The following is a 26,722-nucleotide window of genomic DNA, read 5'->3' as shown; positions in this document are numbered from 1 at the left end:
TCTGCCGTTTTTTTATAACAACCCATCGGGGTGCTTAACTTAGCGGCGGTTACAACGCTTAAGACGTTTAACCGCTTTAGAGCTACCCTTAAGGGGGATATTAAATTTGAAGGTCTCTTTACCGTTAAAGAAGGAGATCTTCATCTTACGCTTGCGGGCGACATTATCCACCATGGTTTTGGGCTGGTTAAGCTCTAGGTATTGCCAGCGCCAGTCCGTATCCATACCAGGGGCCTCTTCAACAAACTTGATGGTCTGTTGTGGCTCATCATCAAACTGTACGGTTACTTTGTTGCGGGCTTTACCAATACGGCGGCGCTCGGTGAAAAGCTCCCCGTAGTAGTTCTCACTGTTAAACAACGCCAAATAAGCGGCGATGCGACCATCCTTATACAAGGAGATCTCCAACTTACAGACGGTTTTTTTACCGTCTTTGACCTCACGAACAGCGAAAGGACCATCCTCATAGTCCACGCGTGCCGCGGCCTGAGTTGGAATCAGCATCAACATCAATAGCGGAACGAGTAGGAATCGCATAAACTAATCTCCTTATTAAGCTTTACACATCTGGCAATCTGGTGCTTTTCTTGCGTTGTCGCAACGGACATGGTAATCCCTCACCATGAACAAGCAAGCCCCTAGTATGTGATTATGTTGGGTGTGGGGCAACGGTCCACGGTAAAAAATCCTTAAAAAAAGCAATGAGCGCCATGTCAAACCAACGTACCAAGCAGTTTCGCAGCCTTCTTCAACAACGTATTTTGATCCTGGATGGTGCCATGGGTACCATGATCCAGCGTCTGGGGTTGGAGGAGGAAGACTACCGTGGTCATCGTTTTGCTGACCATGATGGGGAGCTGCATGGTGCCAACGATCTGTTGGTTTTGACCAAGCCTGAGGTGATCCGCGATATCCACCGTGCCTATTTGGAGGCGGGCGCGGATATTGTAGAGACCAATACCTTTAATGGTAATGCACCCTCTTTGGGGGATTATGGTCTGGAAGAACTGGTTTATGAGGTCAACCGTGAGGGGGCCCGTGTCGCCCGTGAAGCGTGTGCAGCGGTGATGGCGGAAAACCCTGACCGGACCTGCTTTGTGGCGGGGGTTTTGGGCCCCACCAACCGGACCTGTAGTATTTCACCCGATGTGAACAATCCGGGATTCCGTAACATTGATTTTGACACTTTGGTTGAGGATTACGCCAATGGCACCCGTGGTTTGCTGGACGGTGGGTCAGATATTTTATTGGTTGAGACGGTTTTTGATACGCTGAACTGCAAGGCGGCCCTGTTTGCTGTCCGTCAGGTTTTGGAAGAGCGGGATCTGGATATACCGTTGATGATCTCTTTTACCATCACCGATCAGTCTGGTCGAACATTGACGGGCCAAACGGTCGAGGCGTTCTGGAACTCTGTCTCCCATGCCCGCCCCGATACCATCGGCATGAACTGCGCGTTGGGGGCTGACCAACTGCGTCCCCACCTCGAGACACTCTCTGAAATTTCAGGCACTGGTATCTCCATCCATCCCAATGCAGGTTTGCCCAATGCCTTTGGTGAGTATGATGAGACACCAGAGATTATGGCGGGCAAAGTTGTGGCCTTTGCTGAAGCGGGTTTAATGAACATTGTGGGGGGGTGCTGCGGTACCAGCCCGGATCATATCCGTGCCATTGCAGAACAGGTTGCAAGCAAGCCACCGCGCCAGACACCGGTGTTAAAACAGGCCTGTCATCTAAGTGGTCTGGAGCCTTTAACCATTGAGGCCGATACCCTGTTCGTCAATGTGGGGGAACGGACCAATGTTGCTGGTAGTGCCCGCTTTGCTCGGCTGATCCGTGAAGAGCAGTATGAAACAGCCCTGGATGTTGCCCGTCAGCAGGTAGAGAACGGTGCTCAGATTGTTGATGTCAATATGGATGATGCCATGTTGGACGCTCAGTCTGCCATGGTGACCTTTCTAAACCTTATGGCGGCTGAACCGGAAATCAGCCGGGTACCGGTGATGATTGACTCCTCTGAGTGGGCGGTTTTGGAGGCTGGTCTGAAGTGCGTACAGGGTAAGGGCATTATCAACTCTCTAAGTTTAAAAGAGGGGGAAGTACCCTTTTTGGAACAGGCTAAGCTGGCCCGTCGGTATGGGGCGGCGGTCATTGTCATGGCCTTTGATGAAAAGGGGCAGGCGGATACCTATCAACGTCGTATCGATATCTGCAAACGCGCCTATGATCAGTTGGTTGATGATGTGGGCATGGACCCCAACGATATTATCTTCGATCCCAACATTTTTGCGGTCGCTACAGGGATTGAAGAGCACAACAGCTATGCGGTGGACTTTATTGAGGCCACGCGCTGGATCAAGCAGAACCTGCCGGGTGCACGGATCAGTGGTGGGGTGAGTAATGTCTCCTTCTCCTTCCGGGGTAATAATCCGGTGCGGGAGGCGATGCATGCGGTCTTTCTGTATCACGCCATTACGGCGGGTATGGATATGGGTATTGTCAATGCGGGCCAGTTGGCGGTTTATGCAGAGATCCCCACAGACCTTCGTGAGCGGGTGGAGGATGTGATCCTTAACCGTCGTGAGGATGCTACAGATCGTCTGTTGGAGGTTGCCGATCAATACCGTGACAGTGGGGCAGCAGAAGACAAAGCCGATGCCGCTTGGCGTAGTGAACCGGTCATGGACCGTCTGCGTCACGCTATGATCAAGGGCATTACGGAATTTATCGATGCCGATGTGGAGGAGGCGCGTGCAGCAGCTACACATCCACTTGAGGTGGTCGAAGGACCTTTAATGGCGGGTATGAACGCTGTGGGTGATCTGTTTGGGGAGGGGAAGATGTTCCTGCCTCAGGTGGTGAAGAGTGCCCGTGTCATGAAGCAGGCTGTGGCCTATTTGGTGCCATATATTGAAGAGGCCAACCGTCATGCTGGGGAAGATGCTAAGCGCTCTGGTGCGGGGAAAATCCTTTTGGCCACCGTGAAGGGGGATGTTCACGATATTGGGAAGAATATTGTGAAGGTGGTTTTGCAATGTAACAACTATGAGGTGGAAGATCTGGGTGTCATGGTGGCTGCAGAGACCATTTTGGATAAAGCCCAGGAGATCAATGCGGATATCATTGGCTTATCCGGTTTGATCACCCCTTCGTTACAGCAAATGACCAATGTTGCCAAGGAGATGCAGCGCCGTGGCATGCAGGATATTCCCTTGTTGATTGGGGGTGCAACGACATCCAAGGCGCACACCGCCGTGAAAATTGCGCCAGCAACAGAGGGGTGTGTGGTGCAGGTGAAGGATGCTTCCCGTTCGGTGGGGGTGGCTGCGGCTTTGCTTAGTCAAAAGGATCGTGCAGGGTTTATCGCGGAGACACAGGCGGAGCATCATAAGTACCGTACCGCCTATGAAAACCGTGCCAACCGTAAACCTTTACTGAGTTTAAAAGAGGCACGTACCCGTGGTTTTGAGCAGTCGGCAGCGGTTACGAAGCCTGTTAAACCAGGGGTACATGTGTTGGCGGATTATGATCTGTCGACATTGGCGGGGTATATTGATTGGACGCCATTCTTCCATACTTGGGAGTTACATGGACGGTATCCAGAGATCCTCTCTGACGCCAAGGTGGGGGAGGAAGCAACCCGGCTGTTTAAAGATGCGCAAGTGATGCTTGAGGAGATTATTGCCAAGGGCTCTATTAAGGCAAATGGGGTTTTGGGTCTGTTCCCGGCTTCCCGTGATGGGGATGATATTGTTTTAGCGGATGGTTTGGGCACCATTTATACGTTGCGTCAGCAGCGGGATGGGGGTGAGGCACCGTGTTATGCGTTGGCAGATTTTGTGGGCCAGGATGATACGGTCGGTATGTTTGCGGTAACGGCTGGTATGGGTGTATCGGCGTTGGTGGAGGCATATCAGGCATCCAATGATGATTACCGGGCCATTATGGTCGAGGCCTTGGCGGACCGCCTGGCGGAGGCGTTTGCTGAGCATATTCATGAGCTGGCACGGGTGGAGTATTGGGGATATGGGTCGGATGAGTCGTTGGATAAGACGGATCTGATTGCAGAGAAATATGTGGGTATTCGCCCGGCTCCTGGTTATCCGGCCTGTCCGGATCATACGGAGAAGGCGCTGTTGTTTAAGTTGTTGGATGCTGAAGGTCAGGCGGGTATGGCGTTGACGGAGAGTTTTGCGATGTTGCCAGCGGCCTCGGTCAGTGGTTATATGTTTGCACATCCTGAGGCGCGTTATTTCTCCATTGGTCGGATGGGTTCTGATCAGTTGGAGGATTATGCCAAGCGCAAGGGCATTGCGGTTGAGGAAGCCGCAAAGTGGTTGGCGCCAAACCTGGATGAGTGAGTTTTAGATTGGGTTTAGCTCCTATGGCTATGGAATATGGTAAGCCAAGGTTGAGCAGACTCATATAAAAGGGGTTGAGGTGTCTTACTTAATGGGAGGCCCTGCCCCTTATGCGGATGTTGCTCCATCTGGCTTTAATCCTGTGACCACAGCATAGCAATGGTGTGGTATGCAGGGTGTGATATGGCCCCGTGCCGGATGGAGAACCGTGTTGAGGGTTGAAGCCTAAGTATGACAAAAAGGGCGCACAATATGTGCGCCCTTTTTATGGTCCCTTGTCGCCCCATTCAGCTTGGCAGGGTGCGTATGTTGAGCGGTATCGGAGGTGTGCAACGGTTTTGAGTCTGCTTGAAAGGATGAAGATTCATGCCGCCGTCTCGCAGGGTGAGACCTTACAACCATGGCTTCGCATCAAGACCTCTCTAAGGACGAGCGTTAAAATCTACGGCTCTACACGCCGCCAGCTGTTTGCATGCTCAGCTAAAAAAGTCCCAACATACTGGGTGCGGCCTAGATCCGCTGGGGGGTAAACAGAGCTTCCCTCCTACTCCCCACGCCTTTTCATGCTTTACTCTGAGAAGGCTTAAAGTCGAGCTTGGCTCGGTTTTTATAACGCATGCTTTAAACCAGCCCAAACACAAAATATCCTCTGCTTAAACCTTGTTTATAGGCTGTGCTTCACGGTACTTTTGTGCCTTTGCCAACCCCAGTCTAGTGATATCTTCCCATGCCCAAATCCCGCGCCGCCGAACTCCGTGAACAACTCAACCACCACGCACATTGCTACTACGTGCTGGATAACCCGGAGATCACCGACGCTGATTACGATAAGCTCTTTCGAGAACTCCAAGATCTCGAAGCCAAAGATCCCTCTCTCATCACCCCAGACTCTCCTACCCATCGCGTTGGTGGAGCCGCCCTGGATGCTTTCGATAAAGTACGCCACCGTATCCCCATGCTCTCTCTGGATAACGCCTTTAATGATGAAGACCTCACGGAATTTCATCGCCGTGTGCAAGAGGGTCTCGCCGAGTCTGTGGTGATTGAAGCAATTGAAAAATATAAACAAGAACATACCATCACCGACCTAGCCAAACTGGTTGGCTATCCCGGTGCTCTGGAAGGGGCCGCTCGGTTCGTGACCCAATACCTTAACCAAACATTGGATTTTGAACAGACCATCAAAGCTCCAGATAATAAACAACTGCTCAGCTCTGGCCGTAAAGAGGTCGATATCAACCGTCGCCTACGTCTTTGGGCCGCGGAACAACCCCAAAACATCACCTATGTCGCAGAACCTAAACTGGATGGCCTTGCCTTTAGCCTAACGTATGAACAAGGAACTCTCGTCCGTGCTGCAACCCGAGGGGATGGACAAGAAGGGGAAGATGTCACCGCCCACGCCCGTACCATCCAAGATGTTCCCCTAAAACTACAAGGTCAGGACTACCCCGATGTGCTAGAGGTGCGTGGCGAAGTTTATATGCCCCTAACAACCTTTGAGAACATCAATACCAACGCGCGGGAAAAAGGAGAAAAAACCTTTGCCAACCCCCGTAATGCAGCCGCCGGTAGCATCCGCCAACTGGATCCTAAAATTACCGCGACCCGCGGACTACGCATGTTCTGTTACGGCACAGGCTATGTAGAGGGGGGTAAACTGCCCGACAGTTATCATGAGGTGTTAACAAAACTTCACCAATGGGGTTTTGTCATCTCCCCCCAAGCTAAACCCGTACAAGAGGCACAAGGGTGTATTCAATTTACTGAATCCCTAGGTGAAAAACGTGAAGCCCTGCCTTATGAAATTGATGGAGCCGTGCTCAAGGTTGACCGCCAAACATTTAGAGATCGGCTTGGCTTTGTCGCCCGTGCGCCTCGCTGGGCCATTGCCTTTAAATTTCCCGCGACAGAAGAGAGCACCACGGTTCAAGATATTGACCTGCAAGTCGGGCGGACCGGTGCCATCACCCCTGTTGCCCGCTTGGAGCCCGTCTCGGTTGGTGGTGTAACGGTCACCAATGCAACCTTGCACAATTTTCAGGAACTGGCCCGTAAGGATGTTCGGGTTGGGGATCGTGTCATTGTACGCCGAGCTGGCGATGTTATTCCTGAAGTGGTGCGCATTATACCCAGTGCCGAACATGAGGCATTGCCACTTTATGAAGAACCAAAAGTATGCCCCGTTTGCCAAGCACCCGCTGAACGGGAGGGGGATGAGACGGCACTGCGCTGTTCAGGCGGGTTAACGTGCCGGGCCCAGGTTAAAGAGGGGGTTAAACATTTTGCCGCCCGTAAAGCCATGAATATTGATGGTCTGGGTGACAAGCTGGTTGAACTCTTAATGAAAGCCGAACTGGTTGAGCGGGTTTCTGACCTCTATCGCTTGCATGAACACCGACATATCTTGGTTAAGCTCGAGCGGCTCGGGGGGAAATCCGTCGCCAATCTGTTGGAAGCGATTGAGCAGAGTAAAAACCAGGATGCAGGGCGGTTTCTGTTCGGTTTAGGTATTCGGGATGTTGGTGCCACCATTGGCGCCTCTCTGGCCAATCACTTTGCAAACCTAAATGCCCTGATGGCAGCCACAGAAGAGGAGTTGGTGGCTATTGAAGATGTGGGGGCTGTGGTGGCACGCAGACTGGTCCATTTTTTTGAGCAGGAACATAACCGAAATGAGTTGGAGTTGCTCAAAGAGCAGGGTCTTAAAGCAGCCAGTGAGTCATGGCAAGCAGAAGCACCTGTTGGGGTGGTTTTAGAGACAGCCACCACCCTGGTTGGTCTATCGGTGGTGCTTACCGGTACACTCTCAGTGATGACCCGTGATGAAGCCAAAGCCAAGCTGGAAGCGTTGGGGGCCAAAGTGGTGGGCTCTGTCTCTGGTAAAACTGGCTGTTTGGTTTGTGGGGATAATGCTGGCTCTAAACTGAGCAAAGCCCAAAAAGCGGGTGTTCCGGTGTTGAATGAATCTGAATTGGGTGAACTGCTAAGTGGAACGATACCGGATGCCATTCAAGCCCGAATGTAATAAAGCACGAGAAGTACGTCACACGAGGGGTGATGTACCTGATGGGAACACAGGCTTTGAGGCGCTTTACGCATGCTATGATTGAGTAAACCAAACCGACGGTGAGATTAAAGGTGCGCCCCCATGACGGATTTACACTGTACCAATGGTGACTCAGCAACCGCACTGATGGCTGAAGCAGGGATCCAAGGGGTTTTGCTGCCCTGGCGGGATCTGCTGCATGATGGTCCTGTACCGGGTGGGTTGAATATAGCCGCACTGGCCAAACAGCGTAGTACCTACATCGCAGCCTGTGGGTGGGGCAAGCAAGAAGATATTGAAGCTGATTTTCAAAAGCGGGATCAACACCTTGCAAACTGGGCCGCGTTTGATCAGATCATCCTCTGGTTTGAACATGACCTGTATGATCAACTACAGTTAATTCAGATTTTAGACCGCTTCGCCGAGCAACCAGAAAGCCATGACCGGCTGTTTATCATTCAAACCGATGACTATTTAGGTCATCACACCCCTGAGCAAATCGCTGCACGGTTGTCTCAAAAACAGCCCGTCACCCAGGCACAATTACAGTTGGCCCAACAGGCATGGGTGGCCTTTACGGCACCAACCCCCCTCCCTTGGCACCAACTGCTACAGTGTGATACCCAAGCCTTGCCTTGGCTGCGATCTGCCATCGAACGCATGTTGGCTCAATATCCATCCGTTAAAAATGGTTTAAACCGTTCAGAGTCACTGTTGTTGGAGCTTATTCAAGCAGGCCATCATAAACCGGGTCCGTTGTTTCATGCTTATCTGGAGCAGGATACCCCAAAGTTTATGGGGGATGCCGCCCTATGGCTTATTTTACAGGCAATGAACCAGGGTAAGCAGGCACTCATTCACTGTGCGGATGAGACCCCCTTTACAGCACCAACCTGTTATCCACCAGATGCATCCTTTAAAGAACAGCAGTTACACCTGACCCCGTTGGGGACGTTGGTTCAGGCGGGTCAGGCCGATTGGGTCGCGTTAAACCCGTTGGATAAATGGCTGGGAGGGTGTCATTTAACAGCCAATAACCATTGGCGGTGGGATGGCCAGCAGTTGGTTGAAAACGGTAAATCCCTTGAAACTTAGCGGGGTGGTGATGACATGCCCTCTGCCTCACACCATGGCATTGGTTGTGCACCTTTTTACGGATAGATGAACCGTCTGTTTGGAAAGCTTGTATGACTTCTGATCTCTACCAAAAAATACAATCGTACATTGATCGCCAGCAGTGGCAAGAAGCCTGGCAGTTATGTGCACCGTTGCTGCAAGAAACCCCAACCCCTGTGCCGGTGTGGGTTCTTGCTGGGCAGATATTAGGTGCAGGGGGGCAGCTGCAACAGGGCTTGCAGCTTTTAAAACAGGCCATGCAGCAGGCACCGGATCAAGGAGAGGTGTATTGGCGTATTGGTGTCTTGTTGATACAGGCGGGACAGCATGCCATCGCGGGTGAACTGTTTGAGCAGGGTGTGAAGAAAGATCCAGACCATGGATCACTGCGCGAGGCATATGCGGATTGGTTGGTGGACCAGGGGGATGTGACGGAAGCGGTACGACACTATCGGTTATTACTCTTTGCGCAGAATCAAAACCCAGCACTACACCAAAAAATCGCTCAAGCGCTGCATCTGCAAGGTGAGTTGGTTGCCGCACAACGGCACTATGAAACCGCGTTGTCGCTTAAAGAGGATGTCTGGTTGGTGTGGTATGGCTTGGGCAAAGTGTGGTTGGAGCAAGGACGGTGTGAAGAGGCTCTACACGTTTATACCCAGGGTAGGGCATTGGGTGAGCAGCTGGCGACGTTTGATAATGCGATCGGCCTAGCCTTGATGGAAAAAGATGATGTTACCGGGGCGATTGAAGTCTATCGTCGTGGGTTGGCCGTAGAGCCCCATAATCAAATACTACACTACAATTTGGGTAACGCCTTACGCGCATTCGGTGATCTTGAAGGGGCCCGCCAAGTCTTTAAAATGGGGATGCAGCAGCACCCTAACCATCCCTATTTTCTGTTGGGTACCGCACAGTTAACCAAATTGAATGATGTAGATGATCCGTTGATACAGCGTATGGAACAGATGGTTCAACAGTCGGATCAGCCTGTTCAAAAACGGATTGATTTAGGGTATGGGTTAGGTCGAGCACTTGATCAGGTGCAAGCCTATGACCGTGCATTTTCAGCTTATACTCAAGCCAATACTTTACGCTATACCACCCAAGGTTGTAGTGATCTGAACCATTATCTGGATGTGATTAAGCGCATTAAAGTTGCTTTCCAACACCCATCTCAAGCTTTGATCACAGCCTCTTGTCATCCAGTTACGCCCATTTTTGTTATGGGTATGTTTCGCTCAGGCTCCACATTGGTGGAGCAAATTCTAGGTAGCCACCCTCAAATTGCGACCACAGGTGAGCGCTCTATCTTGGCAGATTTGGTGGATGAACAGCCCAAGCGCATGGGCTTTGGGGCGGTATATCCTGAATACTGGACTTCTATGGGTGTGCAGGAGGGGGCCGAGTTGGCAACCACCTACCTTCACACATTGCGCGAAGTCAGTGACCGGCCAGCCGATACAGCCGTTACCCATATGACCGATAAGTTATTGTTTAATTATTTATACCTTGGTGTGATCGCAGAACTTTTCCCCGGAGCGCGGGTGGTACATACGGTACGAAATCCATTGGATACCTGCTTATCCATCTATTTTCAGAACTTTACCCGTGGCCAGCGTTGGATGCAGTCTCTTGAAGAGATTGGTCACTACTATGTGGCGTATCATAATCTGATGAACCATTGGCGGAATGTCTTACCTATTAAAATATATGATGTTATTTATGAAGATGTGGTAGAAAATCCACACCTTGAGGTAGAGCGGCTATTGGACTATCTGGCCTTACCGTGGCATGAAGGATGTTTGTCTTTTCACACCAACAAACGGGCGGTACAAACAGCCAGTGCTCAGCAGGTTAGGCAACCAATTTATAAGAGCTCTAAGCAGCGTTGGCGGAACTATGAAGCACAACTAAGCCGACTAAAAGAGATCTTGGGGGCGCTTAACTCGAGTGAGCTCTCATAAGGGTTTACAGGGTGTTTTCTCTTTGACTGTGCATGTTTTATGCTCCATCCAACCTGCGATAAATGGCAGAATAAGCATCCCCACACAGATACCCATGACTCCAAACCATCCCCATGCTTCAAAAGCCAAACCCGATAGGCTAACGCCCATCCATCCCCCCAGATAGTAAAACAGAACATACAGGGCGTTGGCGCGCCCATGACCGGATTTGACTTGGTGGTTGAGTGCCCCCACTGAAGCAGCATGCACGGTAAAAAAACCAGCGCAGAGTAAAAGCATGGCGGCAATGACCCCGCCTAACCAGGGGCTGCCGGAGAGTATAACCGCCGCAAAGGTAACCCCTGAGCCGCTCATGAGCGTTCGGCCACTGCCCCATCGGTTAACCAGCTTACCGGTCAAAGGTCCCATGAAAATACCCATGATGTAGACCAGATAAATGGCGGTAATGGTATGGGTTGAGAGATTAAAGGGTGTCTCTGCCAGCCGGAAGGGCAGGTAGTTGAAGAGGGATGAGAAGACAAAAAAACCACCCATGGCACTAAACAGAAGACGTAGGATCGGCCACTGGGTCAGCAAATCTCCAAAGCCCACCCGGCTATGTTTAGGCTGTGGGGGTTGTTTGGGCTCTTTGGGCAATAAAAAGTAGGCGATAGCAATGGAGATCAGGGTTAATAAAGCTGCGCTAACCAGTGCATAACGCCAATGGAGGGGAGGGTGTATCCACCCCCCCAGCAAGCGTCCGCCCAGCCCACCAAGGACCGTGGCAGCTACGTAGCTACCCATCACGACATTAAGCCGTTCGGTGGGGAGAATACGGGCCAGGAACGCGGCTAGGCAGGTTGTGAGGGCGGGTATAAAAAGTCCTTGAATAAAACGGGCAGTGGTATGTAGGGCCAAGCTATCGACATAGGCGGTGAGTAGACCGGCGATGGCAACCATGGTACCGCCCAGTAAAATGATGGGTCGTATGGGCCAGTGGTCAGCCAACAGGCCAAAGGGAATATTAGCCAGGGTAATGCCTAAAATAACCGCAGAGATACTCCACGAGACGTGCGAGGCTGAGGCGGCAAACTCCTGTTGAAGGATGGGCAACACCGGTTGGGTGAGGTAGATATTGGTAAAGGCAGAGGCCACCAGAGTGAAGACGGCCAGTTGCAAGGTACGGGCTTGAAGTGGGTTCATACATGCAGTGTAGCAGAGGGTTAATGGTGCAGGAATACGACAAATCATGATGTCCCCCATCGGGGTGCATGAGCGCTTGGGGCACACGATGGGGGGATAAGATTCTGGTTTAGGGCCTGAGCCACGATAAAAAAAGGCCCGTCCTAAGACGGGCCTTCATTTTTTAACCAACACGCGGCATGGTGCCGTTTTGTGGATTATTCAGCAGCGTTCTCTTCCAGCTCTTTCATGGTCAACTTAACGCGACCTTGACGGTCAACGTCCAGAACCTTGACCTTGACCATCTCACCCTCTTTGACCACATCGGTAACGCTCTGTACACGACGGTTGGCCAGCTGGCTGATGTGAACCAGACCATCCTTGTTGGGCAGAATGTTCACAAAAGCACCAAAGTCGGTGATGCGAACCACTTTACCCTCATAGATCTGACCTTTCTCGACCTCAGCCACGATGGACTTGATGATCTTAATGGCCTTATCCGAAGATTCCTGATCGGTAGAAGCGATGCGAATGGTGCCATCATCTTCAATATCAATGGAACAGCCGGTATCTTCCGTAATGCTACGGATGACCTTACCACCGGCACCAATGACGTCACGGATCTTGTCAGGGTGGATCTTCATAGCGTGAATGCGTGGTGCGTAGGCAGACATCTCTTCACGATGGGTGGTCAGGGCTTTACCCATTTCACCGAGAATATGCAAGCGACCGGCACGGGCTTGATCCAGTGCCTTAGCCATGATCTCACGGGTAATCCCGGTGATCTTGATATCCATCTGCAGAGCAGTGATACCGTCAGCATTACCAGCCACTTTAAAGTCCATATCACCCAGGTGATCTTCATCACCCAAAATGTCGGACAGAACGGCGTAATCTTCACCCTCTTTAACCAGACCCATGGCAATACCAGCAACAGGGGACTTGATCGGCACACCGGCGTCCTGCATGGCCAGAACAGCGCCACAGACGGTTGCCATGGAGGAAGAACCGTTGGATTCGGTAATCTCTGAGGTTACACGCATGGTGTAGGGGAAGTCCTCAGCGGTAGGAATAACCGCAGCCAGGGCGCGAGAAGCTAACTTACCATGGCCAATTTCACGACGACCAGGGGCACCCATACGACCTGTCTCACCCACACAGTAGGGAGGGAAGGTGTAGTTGAGGTAGAAACGGTCACGGTATTCACCGGACAAGGTTTCTACAATCTGCTCATCGCGGGAGGTACCCAGGGTAACCGTTGCAATGGCTTGGGTTTCGCCACGGGTGAACAGGGCAGTACCGTGTACACGGGGCAGAATACCTGCTTCACAAGCGATGGGGCGGATATCAGCCAAACCACGGCCATCCACACGCTTACCATCTAGTACACTTTGACGCAGCGTACGAGATTCAATTTTCTTGAAGATGCCGGCAACTTCGCCAGAGCGGTTGACGGTTTCGCCATCCACTTCAACGCTACCCAAAGCTTCAATGGCCGCTTTTTTGACTTGGCCAACAGCGTCGTAACGGGCCATTTTTTCAGGAATGGCATAAGCCTCAGCAACTTTGGCCGCATACTGAGCGTCCATCTCTGCAACCAACGCTTCGTTTACCTGAGGGGGCTCAACAACCCAACGCTCTTTACCTGCTTCAGCAGCCAGCTCTTCAATGGCTGTAATGACAGGCTGGAAAGCCTCATGGGCAAACATGACGCAATCAAGCATCTCATCTTCGCTCATGAAATCCACTTCGGATTCCACCATGGTTACCGCATCTCTGGTACCAGCAACCACCAGATCCAAACGGCTGTTTTCCATCTCAGCAGGGGTGGGGTTGAGAACGGGCTTGCCGTCTACAAAACCAACACGGGCACCGCCGATGGGACCTTCAAAAGGTACACCAGACAGCGCCAAAGCTGCGGAACAACCGATCAGAGCGGCGATATCAGAAGGGTGCTCGGGATCAAAGGAGAGAACCTGAGCCACGACCTGAGTTTCGTTCATGAAACCCTTGGGGAACAGCGGACGGATGGGGCGGTCGATCAGGCGGGAAGTAAGAACCTCACGCTCTGAAGGACGGGTTTCACGTTTAATAAAGCCACCAGGGATCTTACCAGCAGCCCAAAATTTCTCTTGATAATGTACACTAAGAGGAAAGAAATCCTGACCGGGGCGCATGGAGGTTTCCGCTACTGCGGTTACCAGCACAACGGTGTCGCCATAGGTAACCATAACGGCACCATCGGCCTGACGGGCCACACGACCTGTCTCGAGCGTGAGGGTCTTCTCGCCGAATTGAACACTCTTGCGATGAATGTTGAACATACAGAACCTTCCGATTATACGGGGGGGTAGAGACGTATTGCCGGGTTGTGTCTCCACAACCCGGCAAAGGCGAGATTACTTACGCAGCTTCAGACGCTTGATCAGCTCCTGATAGCGGGAACGATCTTCTTTTTGTACGTAGGAGAGCAGACGGCGACGCAGGCCAACCATCTTCAGCAGACCACGACGGCTGTGGTGATCTTTGTTGTGACCACGCAGGTGGTCGGTCAGGTTGTTGATGCGCTCGGTTAGTAGAGCCACCTGAACTTCGGGGGAACCGGTGTCACCCTCTTTAGTGGCGTACTCAGCGATCAGCTCTTGTTTGCGCTCGGCAGTAATCGACATCGTTCACTCCTTGATAGTTAATGGCCCATCATTGGGCCGTTTGGTCACTGCCTGGTGGTTTATCAAGATGGAAAAGCCGTGTGGGTTTAATCCGTCGTTGGCCTTGCAGATCGGCTGTTGCCGATATCTCCCCCAAAAGGCCAAACCGCCCTTCAGGATCCTGCAAACGCACCATCCCCGCTGGGGTTGTTGCATCTTCCACCTCGACCTCCTGGCCTTGGCGCAGGTGGTACCAGGCGTTCCCTGTCATCCGTAGAGCCGGGATGTCGTCCAGCACCCGGTCAACAGGGTATAAAATCTCCTGTAGCCTACCTTCACTACAGGTTTCACGCAATTGATCCAATGTAACAGCATCATTTAGGCCAAAGCCCATAGTGCCGGTACGTAGCAACCGGGTTAAATGGCCCAGGCTACCGAGTGCACGGGCGATATCCACTCCTAAGGAGCGGATGTAAGTACCCTTGCCACATGCTACATCTAGAATGGCTGTATCTTCTTCAAATCCAACAAGTTCCAAACGGTCAATTTTAACACAACGGGCAGCCAGTTGCACCTCTTCTCCACGTCTTGCCTTTTTATAGGCACGCTCTCCATCTACCCGCAGGGCAGAGAAAGCGGGGGGAATCTGTTCAATCTCCCCCACAAAACGTGGTAAAACCGCCTCTAAATCTGCTTGAGAAGGTATGCTCCCCCCCTCGTGCACGATCTCACCCGTTAAATCACCGCTGTCAGTCTCTTGACCAAACTTAAGCCAACAACGGTAACTTTTATCCCCATTTAACACCATGCCACTGGTTTTTGTCGCTTCACCCAGGGCAATGGGTAGTAGCCCTTCAGAAAAGGGGTCCAGTGTACCCCCATGACCAGCTTTGTTGGCTTTGGTGGTGCGGATTACCCGTTCGACAATTTGACTGGAGCTTAATCCGGGTTCTTTATGGATCGCCAGCCAGCCGTGAATAGGTAGGCCTTTTCGTTTTCTTCGACGTCCCATCTTTAGTTGGACCCGTCTTCATCGTCTGCAGGAGGAATATCCAAGCCATGCAACAACGCGTCAATCCGTTTGCCATGTTCCGCAACCTTATCCAACTCAAAGGTCAGGTCTGGCGTACGGCGTAACTTTAGGCGTTTGGCTAAGGTATTGCGCAGAAAACCGGTGGCGCGTTGCCAGGCATCGGCCACACCAGCGGGATCATCCTCACCAAAGATGGTATAGAAGACTTTGGCGTAAGAGAGGTCAGGGCTAACCCGTACTTCCTGAATGTTCACAAAGCCACCCAAGCGAGGATCTTTGATCTCTCCTCGGGTTAGCATACTTGCGATCTCCTTGCGGATGGCGTTACCAACACGCTCGGTTCGGATCGTCATGAGATAATATCCACCTGATAATCAACCAACACCACACCGGAACTATCCAGTTCGATGGCGTCGAGTATTTTCTGCATGCGACGTTGTAAAGCCGCGGCCTCATTACCCACCAGCGCACACCCAATGGATGCACTCTGCCAATGATCCTGATGATCAACTTCCGCAACGGCGGCCTGATTTTTTTATGGATGCGCTGCAACAGCCCTTTGATCAATCCCCGCTTTTGTTTGAGGGAGTGAACACCAGGTAGGTCTAACTGTGCTTCCAAAATAGCAATCAACATAGCAGGCTTAAGTACGGAAAAAGCCCCACGGGCTTAAAGCCGGTGGGGCTGAATGATTTCAGAACCACTTAAGAAAGGGTCTGTTTCACTTCCTCTTCAATGAAGCACTCCAGCACGTCATCAACCTTCACATCGTTGTATTTCTCGATGCTGATACCGCACTCAAAGCCCTCACGAACCTCTTTCACATCATCCTTAAAGCGCTTCAGTGCCGAAACAGGGCCTTCATAGATGACCACGTTTTGACGTAAGACACGCAGATTGGCATTGCGCTGAATGGTACCATCCGTCACCAAACAGCCGCAGACATTACCAATTTTGGAGATGCGGAATACTTCACGAACCTGAGCATGTCCAAGTACTTTTTCTTCGACGGTGGGTGCCAAACGACCTTCTAGGGCCAGTTTGATATCATCCACCAGATCGTAGATTACATTATAGAAGCGCAGGTCCATCTGTTCACGTTTGGCCAGATCCCGTGCTTTGGCATCGGCCCGTACGTTAAAGCCAACCGTGATCGCACCAGAGGCGACGGCCAGCATGACGTCGGATTCGTTAATACCACCCACACCGGTATGGATAACACGAACCTCAATCTGCTCATGCTTGATCTTGCGCAGGGCATCAGCCACCGCTTCCACAGAGCCCTGAACGTCGGCTTTCAACACCACATTCAACTCTTCCACTTCGCCCTGTTCGATATGCTCGAACATATCTTCAAGCTTGGTGGCAGGCTGCTGTTTGGCCTGTACGGCCTCTTTATCCTTCTGGTGACGGAACTCAGCAATCTCACGGGCCCGACGTTCATCGTTCACCGCAACCAGCTCATCACCGGCATGCGGAACACCGGAGAGACCGATCAACTCAACAGGCATAGATGGCGGTGCTTCATTCAGCTGCTTACCACGATCATTGTTCATGGCACGAACACGACACCACTCGTTACCAACAACACAGATGTCACCCACACGCAGGGTTCCGTTTTGCACCAGACAGGTCGCTACCGCACCACGTCCACGATCCAAGTTGGCTTCGATAATGGTACCCCGTGCACGTTTCTTATCAGGGTTGCCTTGCAGGTTAAGTACTTCGGCCTGCAACAACAGCATCTCTTCTAAGGTATCAATGCCCTGTCCACTTTTGGCGGAGACGGGAACGAAGATGGTATCTCCACCCCAATCCTCAGGGATCAGTTCATGCTCGGAAAGCTGCTGCATAACCCGGTCAGGGTTGGCGTCTGGCTTATCGATCTTGTTCACAGCAACCACAATCGGCACCTTAGCCGATTTAGCGTGGTTGATCGCTTCAATGGTCTGAGGCATCACACCATCATCCGCAGCCACAACCAGCACCACAATATCGGTCACATGTGCACCACGTGCCCGCATGGCGGTAAAGGCGGAGTGTCCAGGGGTATCCAGGAAGGTGATCTTGTCACCACTGGCCAGCTGTACCTGGTAGGCACCAATATGCTGGGTAATACCACCGTGCTCACGGGAGGTGACATCCGTTGAACGGATCGCATCCAACAAGGAGGTTTTACCGTGGTCAACGTGACCCATAACGGTAATGACCGGTGGACGTGTGATCAGATCATCTGCAGCATCTTCACCTGCACTCAGTTCAGCCTCAATGGCAGCCGCTTCAGAGATGGACTTGGGTGTATGACCCAGCTCCTCTACAACCAGAACCGCGGTATCTTGATCCAGGGTTTGGTTGATGGTGACCATCATGCCCTGAGCAAACAGCAGTTTAATGACCTCGGAGGATTTAACCGCCATACGGTTGGCCAGCTCACCCACGGTAATGGTCTCTGGTACAATGACCTCGCGGAAAACAGGTGCTGGGGGCGGTTGTGGCTCCGCACGCTGCTGCTTACGACGACGGCCTTTGCCGCGTGGTTGCTGCAGACGGTCCTCATTATCCTGGTATTTTTTGTTCTTACGACGTCCACCACCGTAGTTTTCATTGGCCGGAGCCTCACGGGGGGTACGACCAGGTACCACCGCAGCCGCAGGCTTCTCTTTTTTAGCTTGCGCCGCTTCGGCCTCTTTACGGGCGTCCTGAATACGCTTTTGCTCGCGCAACTCTTCAAGCTGGTTCAACCGCTTGCTGACCAGATCTTCGGTCTTACGGCGCGCCATCTCTTCGCGTTGAGCTTTAGAGAGCTTTTTCTTAGGTTTCTCTTCGACCATTTCTTCTTCAGCGGGTGCTGATTCTTTGGCAACTGGGGCGGTTTCAGCAGCAGGCTTGTTAGCCTTTGCTTCAGTCTTGGCAGGCTTCTCGGCTTTTTTCGAAGCTTTTTTGTCGGTATCTGCTGCGACCTTAGCAACAGCAGGTGCCTTTTCCTTCGTCGGGGCTGGGGCTTCTGCAGCAGGCTTTTCTGCCACTGGAGTCTCCTCAACAGCCGCTTGTTTAGCCGTAACAGCTGCCTCTTCAGCTTTACGTTTAGCCTCTTCTTCGGCTACACGCTTGGCCTCTGCCTCTTCAGCCTTACGTTGGGCAGCCTCTTCTTCGGCTACACGCTTGGCCTCTGCCTCTTCGATCTTACGTTGGGCAGCTTCCTCTTCGGCTATACGCTTGGCCTCTGCCTCATCGGCCAGACGTTTCGCGTCCAGTTCTTTCTGCTTGGCCTCAATCTCTTCAGGGGTCAAGGGGCGAAGAATATGACGCTCGTCCTGGCCACGCTTGCCGGACTTTGCGTTATCCTTCTTCTCCTCAACCTCATCAGGCTTCTCCTGATCTTTCAGGAGAGTACCGTCTTTGGCACCAGGTTTCAGAAAGGTTTTTTTGCGGCGTACTTCAACTGCAACGCTTTTGCTCCGCCCGTGGGCGAAGTTTTGCTTAATGGAGCTGCCTTCCACCGTCTTCTTGAGCACGATACGGCGTGGCGCTTTTAGCTGCAGTTTATTGTCGCCTTCGCTGGTTTTATTGTCGCTCAAGATACTACTCCAACTCGTCCGTTTGTTCTTCCATTTGCGGTATGTGACCTGCCCATGCAAGCCAGCGCCAGGCATCCTGGGCGACGCGTTTCCTTACGCCTGAACCCAACACACCTGCTACCGCGACCGGTCCTTTGCCACAAGCTAAACCTATGCGGTCCCGGTCCATGACTTCCCAACAAGTTAAGGCTTTGCCGCCTTCACGTGCAGGGCGTTGCGCCAAACGCAACACTTTTTCCCGACTATTGGCTGCGGTATCCGCGGCCATTAAAATCAACGGCCGTTCACCACGTGCCACTGACTCTTCTAACTCTCGTAAACCCAGTATCAGGCCGCCTGCTCGAAGACCTAACCCCAGTGCGTCGCATAAACGCCGTTCTAACCCTCGGCCAATGCGTGCCACCAGCATCTCTGCATCTGGGCTCTGTATGGTAACCTTTGCCAACTTGCCTAACGCACCACGGCGTTTAAGCAGTTGCTTGACCGTTTGTGGTTCCGGCATGACATGCACGCCTCTTCCCGGTAGACGGCCAGAGAGATCCTCTGTCAGCATTCCTGTTGGATCGGCGACAAACCGAAGTAACAGGGCTGGATCCGCACTACGGCGGGTCACCATACAGGTACGATGGTTGCCTTGTAGCTCACCATCACCGGTTAAAACTGGTTCCTTGCCCCGATGGTTACGAGGTTTCTTCCTCGTCATCGAACCATCCTGCCGCACGGCGGGCTCCCAGAATCAAGGTTTCGGCGTCTTCTGTTGCCAAATCACCGTCGAACATTTCGACCAGCTCATCAGTTGCCAGATCGGCCAGATCATCCAGGGTGTTCACATTCTTCTCAGCCAGTGCAATCAAGGCATCATCGGTGAGCATATCCATTTGTGCCAGACGCTCATCAATATGCAGCTCCGCTTTACGTTCTTCGGTCTGCAGGGCTTGTTGCAACAGGGTATCCCGAGCACGGTTACGCAACTCTTGGGCGATCTCTTCATCAAACCCATCAATACCGGCCAGCTCATTGAGAGGCACATAAGCCACCTCTTCAGAAGAGGTGAAGCCCTCTTGAACCAAAACAGCAGCAACCTCTTCGCCCAGGTCCAGATCTTTCATAAAGGTCTGTTGCAGTTCACCGAACATCTCTTCACGCAAGCTGCGCTCTTCCTGTTCGGTAATGATGTCGATACGCCAGCCGGTTAACTCCGATGCCAGACGGACATTTTGTCCACGGCGGCCAATGGCCAGGGAGAGGGCTGCTTCATCCACAACAACCTTAATATTCTTGTCCTCTTCATCCACTACCACTTTAACCACCTCAGCGGGGGCAAGGGCGTTGCAGACAAAGACGGCAGGGTCTGGAGACCAATCGATGATATCGATACGCTCACCCTGAAGTTCGGTCACAACCCCTTGAACACGGGAGCCACGCATGCCAACACAGGCACCGACAGGATCCACATGGGGGTCGTTGGAACGAACGGCGATTTTACTACGGTGACCAGCATCACGCGCCACAGCCTTGATCTCGACAATACCGTCATAGATCTCAGGGACCTCCATCTCAAACAAACGCAGTACCATTTGTGGATGGGTGCGGGAGAGGATGATCTGTGGGCCGCGGGTTACTTCGCGTACTTCCTTGATGTAAGCACGAATACGGTCGCCGGCACGATAATGCTCACGGGGGAGCTGCTCTTCGTGGGGCAAAAAGGCGGAGGTACGTCCCAGGTCAACGTGGATGTTGTTGCGCTCAACACGTTTAACGAGGCCATTAACCATCTCACCTTGGCGATCGGAGTACTCTTCGTAGATGCGCTCACGCTCGGCATCACGTACCTTCTGCACAATGACCTGTTTGGCGGTTTGTGCGGCGATACGGCCAAATTCGATGGGCGGAAGCTGCTCGGCGATGAAATCTCCCAAAGCAGCTTCGGGGTTCATGGTCAGTGCTTTTTCCAGGGTGATGTGTACATCCTCATCGAAGAGCATCTCTTCGTCTTGATCAGGATCCACGACTTCACGCAACTGGTTCAGTTGAAATTCGCCGGACTTGGGATCAAAACGGGCCTGAATGTTTTTGTTGGCCCCATATTTTTTCCGGGAGGCGGTCTGAATGGCACTTTCCATGGCTTCGATCACAACCATGCGATCGATACCTTTTTCCCGTGCGACTTGATCGGCTACCTGTAAGATTTCAACTGTCATTGCCGGTACGTTCCACGTTTCAAAAGTCGAAGGTCAGATTGGCCTTCGCGACTTGCTCCCAGGGTATACTTACTTCGCCATCGGCTTCGGTTACCACGACCATACCCTCTTGTAGTCCGACTAAGGTGCCACGAAATCTCTTACGTGAACCCTGTTCGGTCTCCATAGGTTGGAAGGTTTTAACCTCAACCAGCTTGCCAGCGAAGCGGGTAAAATCCCCCTCCTTATTCAATGGCCGTTCAATACCTGGTGATGAGACCTCCAAATTGTATGCATTAGGGATGACATCATGGACATCCAGCAGACTAGAGATCTGACGGCTGATACGCCCGCACTCATCTAATGAGATGCGACGCTCTTGGCCTTGATCATCAGGCAGTTTATCGGCAGCAACCCGTACCACATAACCACCACCTTCACGGCGGTAGATTACCTCAACCACTTCACAGTCTTCGGTCTTGGCGGCCTGCATGGCCAGCTCTTCAACCCTTTGTGCTACGTCGGACATAAGCGGCGATCGGTTTGGGCTAGTGGGTCGTCAAGACCACGATTGCTCTTTAATGGCCAAAAAAGCGTTTACCCATAAGGGTTTCAGGCTCTTTGTCTGGCGCAAATAACAAAAAAAGTCGGCTAAGCCGACTTTTTGTACTCTCCGGTATTCCACGGTGAATAATCTGCTACTATAACCCTTTTTACTGGGATTGCAAGGGAGCTTTTTCCTCTACCTTGTTTTTTTTTGAAGGATCTTTGGAACTGTCGGGAAAGACAAAGATTATCTCATCAGGATAGACCAAACCAAGGTTACGGCGGGCCACTTCTTCTAAGATGGTTGTCTCTTTTTTTACCATGATTATTTCCCGCTTACGTTTTTCTATGCGGGCGGAGACCTTTTCAATCTCTTTATTGGTCGCGGCCAGTTGCTGGGTGGTGTGACGCCATGCCACGATGCCCTGTCCACCAAACCACAGGACATACTGGGCCCAGACAATGAGCAGCAACAGCAGCAGAGAGATCGCCACATTGCGCGCTGCAATGGCATTGGATTGACTTTTGGTCGGTGGGGTTGTTTCAGACATCGTTTTATTGCCGGTCCTTGTTGGGGCTCGACCCGAAACTGGAGATGGGGCTACAATGGCGACCCCACATCGGTTGTGCTTCCTTGCTTGTCAGGATGCATGGTGAGCATCACTGCTCATATTAGCACCATGGCGCGGTGGGGCAAGGGGTGGCGTGGGTTGGATCGGTTTTCGAAAATCTACAAAGGGTGAGCGGGTTATGAATCAGGATCGTCGGTTGGACTTTTTACGTTTTGCATTGGCCGCAGAGGTCTTGCGCTTTGGCTCTTTTAAAACCAAGGCTGGGCGTATGAGCCCTTACTTCTTTAATGCAGGGTTGTTCAACAGTGGTGCATTGATGTCTCAATTGGCCGCCTTTTATGCCGATACCCTGGCAGCTGATGGTCCAGACTTTGACGTACTGTTTGGCCCAGCCTATAAGGGTATTCCCCTTTCTACAGCTGTGGCCATGGCCTTGTCAGACCGCCATAACCGGGAAACACCCTTTGCCTATAACCGTAAAGAGGCTAAGGATCATGGTGAGGGTGGGGTTTTGGTGGGGTCACCCCTCAAAGGTCGTATTATGATCATTGATGATGTGGTCAGTGCTGGGACTTCTGTACGAGAGTCCGTGGGTATGATCGAGCAGGCAGGTGCTCAATTGGCTGGTGTCACCGTTGCGCTGGATCGACAAGAGCGGGGTCAAGGTGCGCTGTCGGCCATTCAAGAGATTGAAAAGAACTTTAATGTACCGGTTATTGCCATCGCTTCGTTAACCGATTTGGTGGCGTTGTTGGAGCAGGAGGCTGATCTGGCTGAATATATGCCGCAGATCAAAGCCTATCGGGATGAATATGGCGTGGCCTAACGGTTTGTCGCTGGCCCAGTCCCTTTTGATGACTCTTTTATACGGAATATCACTCTATGCACCATGACCCCCGCGCCATCCAACGCTTCTTCCAAAGCCTTCCTTCGGTGTTGGATGTTTCTACGATTAGCCACTTGCATCTGGTGCATTGGCCACTCAATCAATGGCCGGTGGGTCATACCCTCAAAGAGATGGGGTTTGCGGGTAAACTGACCATTGCGCGTATCTCCACCCAGGCGATGGCCAAAGCCGATGGCTTCCAAACCATCCAGGCCCATGACCACCCCACAGCCAACGAGCCTGCAACCCATATTCTAATGGAGTTACCCCAAGGGCGGGAGGCCGCAAAACTGGCGGTGGAGGAGGCCTTAAAGGCGCTTCCCCCCACAGGAAAGTTGTGGGTGTTTGGCGATAAGGAGAGTGGTATCCTGCCGCTTCCTAAAAAAATTGCACAAGCGCGTAATGTCCTGAGTAAGGGTCATCTTAAACTGGTGGAGATTCCAGCCGGTAGTCAGTGGCAGGAAAAACCCAGTAAAAAACAGCAAAAACGACCCGACCTTAGTGATGATGGCTGTTTCCATCACTATTCAACCGATGAAATCACCGTTGCAACCCGCCCTGGGCTTTTTTCCTGGGCAGAGCCTGACCCGGCATCCTTAATGTTATTAGAAGCCCTGCAAGGTCATGCGGCATACCATCTTTTGGATTGGGGCTGTGGGTGTGGGTTGATCGGAACCACCCTGGCCAAACGGGAGCCCACCCTACAGGTCACCCTGTCAGATGATATGGTACGGGCAACCCTATGTAGTGCGGAGACAGCCCAGCTCAATGGGGTGACGGAACGCTGCCATATGGTGCTGGAGGATGGTATTGGGTCCATATTACAGCGGCAAAGCTTTGATACGGTTGTGACCAACCCTCCTTTTCATCGGGGGCAATCCCTTAACCGGGCTGTGGCAGAGCGTTTTATCCAACATGCCACAGAGATTTTAGAGCGTAAGGGTACGCTTTGGTTGGTTGCCAATGGGTTTCTGGATTATGGACCATTGCTTAAAGAGGCTTTTGCAACGGTGGAGGTGGCCCTGCGAGATACCAAGTTTGTGGTTTGGAAGGCAACCAAAAAGTAAAGGTCATGCTATTTCCCTACTATAATATCGGCAAGAAACTGGTGTGGTGCTTTGTGGCTGGCTTTGTGCTCACGGCCATGGTGGTTTTTGTGCTGTTGTGGGTAAGCCAAGGTACACAACCCAGTGGGTTGTGTCAGTTTGAGGCCGGGCGTTGTCACCCCAATGGTTATGTGGCTGTGATCTATCTCCTCCTGCCGCCATTGCCCTTAGGTCTGCTCTTTTTTTTACTGTACGGTTTTGGTGAAAACTGGTGGTTTAAACACAAAGGCCGTTTTCAGAAATCCCCCTGAAAACGGCCTGTGTCCCGTACCACAACCTGTACCCCGTACCGCAAGAACCCTATTGGTAGCTTTCTAAGCGGTCTTTAAACTTCTCATCCATACGTTGCATAATCTGTGGGATCTTGCTTTCTAAAGAGCGTTTGGCAACCTCCTGGCCAACCTTTTGCCCCTCTTGCATTAACTTACCCTGTTTCTTAATAAACTGTTGACCGGCAGGGGAGGCAAAGAACTGGTTCATGCTTTTCAGTTCTGAAGCCGTAAACTCTTTGGCATAGACATTGGCAAATTCAGACAACATCTCTGGCTTAACGGATGAAAAAGCATCTTCCAGTGCTTGAATCATATCCGTAGAGATCTCCTGAATGAGTGCTTCCGGTGTTTTAGGGTACTGTTTCTGGATCTCTGATTGAAGAGAGTGCGACATCATAGGGCCAATGCTGCGTAACATTAAGGTAACCATCTGATCCATCACGTTGGACATATCCATACGTTTGATCAGTGAGACAGCCTCTTTATGTGCCTGGGGGTCTACAGGTTGTGCCCAGGCTTGCCCATGAAAGGTTATGGTCAGTAGGGCCGCACAGAGTAGATGTTTCAACATGTGTTATTCCTTGTGATCAAATAGATTATGGAGATTTTGGCATATTCAGTTGTTTTTCCAGCTGATCGACCATGGTTTGCATAATGGTGGGTAGCTTATGCTGCATGTTCTTTTGGATCTGCTGTTGGGTAACCATCGCCCCTTGTTTGGCCAGCTTGCCTTGCAGTTGCACAAATTTTTGACCGGTTTCGGTTTGATAAAAGGCAATCAGCTGGTCCAGTTCCTGTTCGGTAAATGCATTGCTGTAGAGTTCAGCCATCTGTTTCTCTACCTCAGGCATGGTGGCTTGCATCATCTCATGAAACCCCTGGGCAAATGCTTCAGAGGTCTCTTGCCGTTGTGCCTCAGTTGCCTGAGGGAAGTGACGTTTGAGATCCTGCCCAAACCCCTGAATGACCATGGGGGTAATACGCTGGGTGAGCATTTTAAAGGTTTGGTTTTGGCTTTTATCTGCCTGCATCACCTTAAACAGCTGTTGGGCCTTGTTCGGCGGGGTATCAGCTGCCATGGCGGATGGAGAGAGAAAGAGCGCAAGGGCAAAAAGAGCAGCCATGGATTTCAACATCATCATTTCCTTACCAATGTAAAAAAGAGCTATGCGGTTAGGTGCAGCCACAGGGCTGGGCTTTAGGGATTGGATACCCCATCTCTTCCCAGGCGATATCATCTAAATCAAACACCGGACCATCCACGCAGACCCGGCGATAGTTCCAACCCATCTCTCCCCCCACACGAATGGGGGCGACGCATCCGGCACAGCCACCAAACCCACACGCCATGTGCTCCTCCATCGAGGCTTGGCCACGCAGACCAAACTGTTTGGCGACCCTATAAGCCGCGGCCATCATGGGGGTTGGTCCACAGGTGTAGAGTAGGGTTTGTGCGCGCTCTGCATCACTCAGGGCAGCCAAATAGTGACTGGCGAGGTCGGTTACATAGCCTTGGAACCAACCGGTACGTGGGGTTAAAGCGGCAACACGGCTGTTGATACCCTGTGTCTGAAGCTTGGCCAGGGCCATATTGGTTTGGTGATCAATGCCAGGTAGGGGGGTGGTTGCGGTTTCCAGGGGAAAGGGGCTTTCACTCTCCATACCCAAAAAGAGTGTGGTTGCTACCCCACGCTTGGCCAAGCTGCGGGCCATAAAGTCCACAGGGGCCGCGCCCACCCCCCCCCCAATTAACAGCGCTTGTTTGGGGGCTTCAATGGGATCAAAAATTCGACCGATCGGTCCCATGAGTACAACCTCAGTACCGGGCTGCCACTGGCGCATGACATCGGTCCCACGGCCCACCACTTTGTAGAAGATATCCACCGTACCAGCTTGAGCATCTGCATCCAGAATAGAGAGTGGACGGGGCAGGGTGGTGGTGGGACCACAATCGACCTGAACAAAGTGCCCAGGCTGACAGCGTTGGGCCAACTGAGGTGCGTGAAAACGGATCACATACTGATCCCCAGGCTCGGCTCGGTTAAACAGAACCTTAGCGGATAGCTTGTGCAAAGCAGGGCGTGATGCTTGGGACATGGGGCAACCTCAGAAAACAGGCGAAAGTGGAAGGCCCATTGTATCGAGATCTATCCACTTCGGCTAAGGGGAATCTGTATACAAAAAGATACAAAAAAGGGCGGATCCATCGGGATCCGCCCTTTTCATACCTGACCCTTACAGGCG

The 26,722-nt window shown here is 52.0% G+C and carries 21 protein-coding genes and 1 pseudogene; 7 read left to right on the top strand and 15 right to left on the bottom strand.

Translation table 11 applies throughout. The features are described 5' to 3' along the window. Positions 1–39: 39 nt before the first annotated feature. Positions 40–537, bottom strand: a complete 498-nt coding sequence (locus V5T57_RS03775; protein ID WP_332889827.1) for a hypothetical protein — start codon at positions 535–537, stop codon at positions 40–42. A gap of 173 nt (positions 538–710) precedes the next feature. Here V5T57_RS03775 and metH point away from each other — a divergent pair, with 173 nt between their 5' ends. From metH to V5T57_RS03755, 4 genes are all read left to right on the top strand, one after another. Next, complete coding sequence (gene metH / locus V5T57_RS03770; protein ID WP_332889826.1) at positions 711–4,364, top strand: methionine synthase; 3,654 nt, start codon at positions 711–713, stop codon at positions 4,362–4,364. Between the two features lie 727 nt (positions 4,365–5,091). After that, positions 5,092–7,392, top strand: coding sequence for an NAD-dependent DNA ligase LigA (gene ligA, locus V5T57_RS03765; RefSeq protein WP_332889825.1), 2,301 nt, complete (start codon positions 5,092–5,094; stop codon positions 7,390–7,392). Between the two features lie 123 nt (positions 7,393–7,515). After that, positions 7,516–8,508, top strand: a complete 993-nt coding sequence (locus tag V5T57_RS03760; protein WP_332889824.1) for a DUF1835 domain-containing protein — start codon at positions 7,516–7,518, stop codon at positions 8,506–8,508. A gap of 92 nt (positions 8,509–8,600) precedes the next feature. Then, positions 8,601–10,496, top strand: a complete 1,896-nt coding sequence (locus tag V5T57_RS03755) for a tetratricopeptide repeat-containing sulfotransferase family protein (protein WP_332889823.1) — start codon at positions 8,601–8,603, stop codon at positions 10,494–10,496. Here the strand turns inward: V5T57_RS03755 and V5T57_RS03750 are convergent. The 11 genes and pseudogenes from V5T57_RS03750 to V5T57_RS03700 all read right to left on the bottom strand — a co-directional run bounded on the left by V5T57_RS03750 (position 10,491) and on the right by V5T57_RS03700 (position 22,193). Then, complete coding sequence (locus tag V5T57_RS03750; protein ID WP_332889822.1) at positions 10,491–11,726, bottom strand: MFS transporter; 1,236 nt, start codon at positions 11,724–11,726, stop codon at positions 10,491–10,493. The two genes, V5T57_RS03755 and V5T57_RS03750, sit on opposite strands and share 6 nt — an antisense overlap. Positions 11,727–11,875: 149 nt before the next feature. Further along, positions 11,876–13,981 (bottom strand): polyribonucleotide nucleotidyltransferase, encoded by a 2,106-nt coding sequence (gene pnp / locus V5T57_RS03745; RefSeq protein WP_332889821.1) that lies wholly within the window; start codon positions 13,979–13,981, stop codon positions 11,876–11,878. A gap of 75 nt (positions 13,982–14,056) precedes the next feature. Then, a complete protein-coding gene (rpsO, locus tag V5T57_RS03740; RefSeq protein WP_332889820.1) occupies positions 14,057–14,326 on the bottom strand; it encodes a 30S ribosomal protein S15 in 270 nt (89 codons plus the stop codon). A gap of 28 nt (positions 14,327–14,354) precedes the next feature. Next, positions 14,355–15,317, bottom strand: coding sequence for a tRNA pseudouridine(55) synthase TruB (gene truB / locus V5T57_RS03735; RefSeq protein WP_332889819.1), 963 nt, complete (start codon positions 15,315–15,317; stop codon positions 14,355–14,357). A gap of 2 nt (positions 15,318–15,319) precedes the next feature. Then, positions 15,320–15,691 carry a 30S ribosome-binding factor RbfA gene (gene rbfA, locus V5T57_RS03730; protein WP_332889818.1) on the bottom strand — a complete coding sequence of 124 codons (372 nt, stop codon included), beginning with the start codon at positions 15,689–15,691 and terminating at the stop codon, positions 15,320–15,322. Beyond that, positions 15,688–15,974 (bottom strand): annotated as a pseudogene (locus V5T57_RS20855) (DUF503 domain-containing protein). The gene rbfA and the pseudogene V5T57_RS20855 overlap by 4 nt, the downstream one beginning before the upstream one ends. 68 nt (positions 15,975–16,042) lie before the next feature. After that, positions 16,043–18,916: a translation initiation factor IF-2 gene (gene infB, locus V5T57_RS03720; RefSeq protein ID WP_332889817.1), complete on the bottom strand. Its 2,874-nt coding sequence runs from the start codon at positions 18,914–18,916 to the stop codon at positions 16,043–16,045. A gap of 4 nt (positions 18,917–18,920) precedes the next feature. After that, positions 18,921–19,619: a DUF448 domain-containing protein gene (locus V5T57_RS03715; protein WP_332889816.1), complete on the bottom strand. Its 699-nt coding sequence runs from the start codon at positions 19,617–19,619 to the stop codon at positions 18,921–18,923. Further along, the gene (nusA, locus tag V5T57_RS03710; protein ID WP_332889815.1) at positions 19,597–21,117 is read right to left on the bottom strand and encodes a transcription termination factor NusA; all 1,521 of its coding nucleotides are present in this window, start codon (positions 21,115–21,117) and stop codon (positions 19,597–19,599) included. The genes V5T57_RS03715 and nusA overlap by 23 nt, the downstream gene beginning before the upstream one ends. Positions 21,118–21,136: 19 nt before the next feature. After that, positions 21,137–21,625, bottom strand: coding sequence for a ribosome maturation factor RimP (rimP, locus tag V5T57_RS03705; protein WP_332889814.1), 489 nt, complete (start codon positions 21,623–21,625; stop codon positions 21,137–21,139). A 184-nt stretch (positions 21,626–21,809) separates the two neighbouring features. After that, positions 21,810–22,193: an FtsB family cell division protein gene (locus V5T57_RS03700; RefSeq protein ID WP_332889813.1), complete on the bottom strand. Its 384-nt coding sequence runs from the start codon at positions 22,191–22,193 to the stop codon at positions 21,810–21,812. A gap of 199 nt (positions 22,194–22,392) precedes the next feature. Between V5T57_RS03700 and pyrE the strand changes: the two genes are divergently transcribed. Genes pyrE through V5T57_RS03685 form a run of 3 tightly spaced genes read left to right on the top strand, consistent with a single transcriptional unit; the run spans position 22,393 to position 24,457 of the window. Beyond that, positions 22,393–23,040 carry an orotate phosphoribosyltransferase gene (gene pyrE, locus V5T57_RS03695; protein ID WP_332889812.1) on the top strand — a complete coding sequence of 216 codons (648 nt, stop codon included), beginning with the start codon at positions 22,393–22,395 and terminating at the stop codon, positions 23,038–23,040. Between the two features lie 56 nt (positions 23,041–23,096). Next, entirely contained in the window at positions 23,097–24,167 is a 1,071-nt protein-coding gene (locus V5T57_RS03690) for a class I SAM-dependent methyltransferase (RefSeq protein ID WP_332889811.1), read from the top strand. A gap of 5 nt (positions 24,168–24,172) precedes the next feature. Continuing rightward, entirely contained in the window at positions 24,173–24,457 is a 285-nt protein-coding gene (locus V5T57_RS03685; protein ID WP_332889810.1) for a hypothetical protein, read from the top strand. A gap of 49 nt (positions 24,458–24,506) precedes the next feature. Here the strand turns inward: V5T57_RS03685 and V5T57_RS03680 are convergent, their stop codons facing one another. From V5T57_RS03680 to V5T57_RS03670, 3 genes are read right to left on the bottom strand one after another with little or no spacing between them, the layout of a single operon-like run. Continuing rightward, positions 24,507–25,049: a DUF2059 domain-containing protein gene (locus V5T57_RS03680; RefSeq protein ID WP_332889809.1), complete on the bottom strand. Its 543-nt coding sequence runs from the start codon at positions 25,047–25,049 to the stop codon at positions 24,507–24,509. Between the two features lie 25 nt (positions 25,050–25,074). After that, positions 25,075–25,614 (bottom strand): DUF2059 domain-containing protein, encoded by a 540-nt coding sequence (locus V5T57_RS03675; protein WP_332889808.1) that lies wholly within the window; start codon positions 25,612–25,614, stop codon positions 25,075–25,077. A 37-nt stretch (positions 25,615–25,651) separates the two neighbouring features. Beyond that, complete coding sequence (locus V5T57_RS03670) at positions 25,652–26,575, bottom strand: dihydroorotate dehydrogenase electron transfer subunit (RefSeq protein WP_332889807.1); 924 nt, start codon at positions 26,573–26,575, stop codon at positions 25,652–25,654. Positions 26,576–26,722: the final 147 nt, after the last annotated feature.

The organism is Magnetococcus sp. PR-3, assembly GCF_036689865.1.
Taxonomy (GTDB): Bacteria; Pseudomonadota; Magnetococcia; order Magnetococcales; family Magnetococcaceae; genus Magnetococcus.
This window is presented reverse-complemented; position numbering and strand designations above follow the sequence as displayed.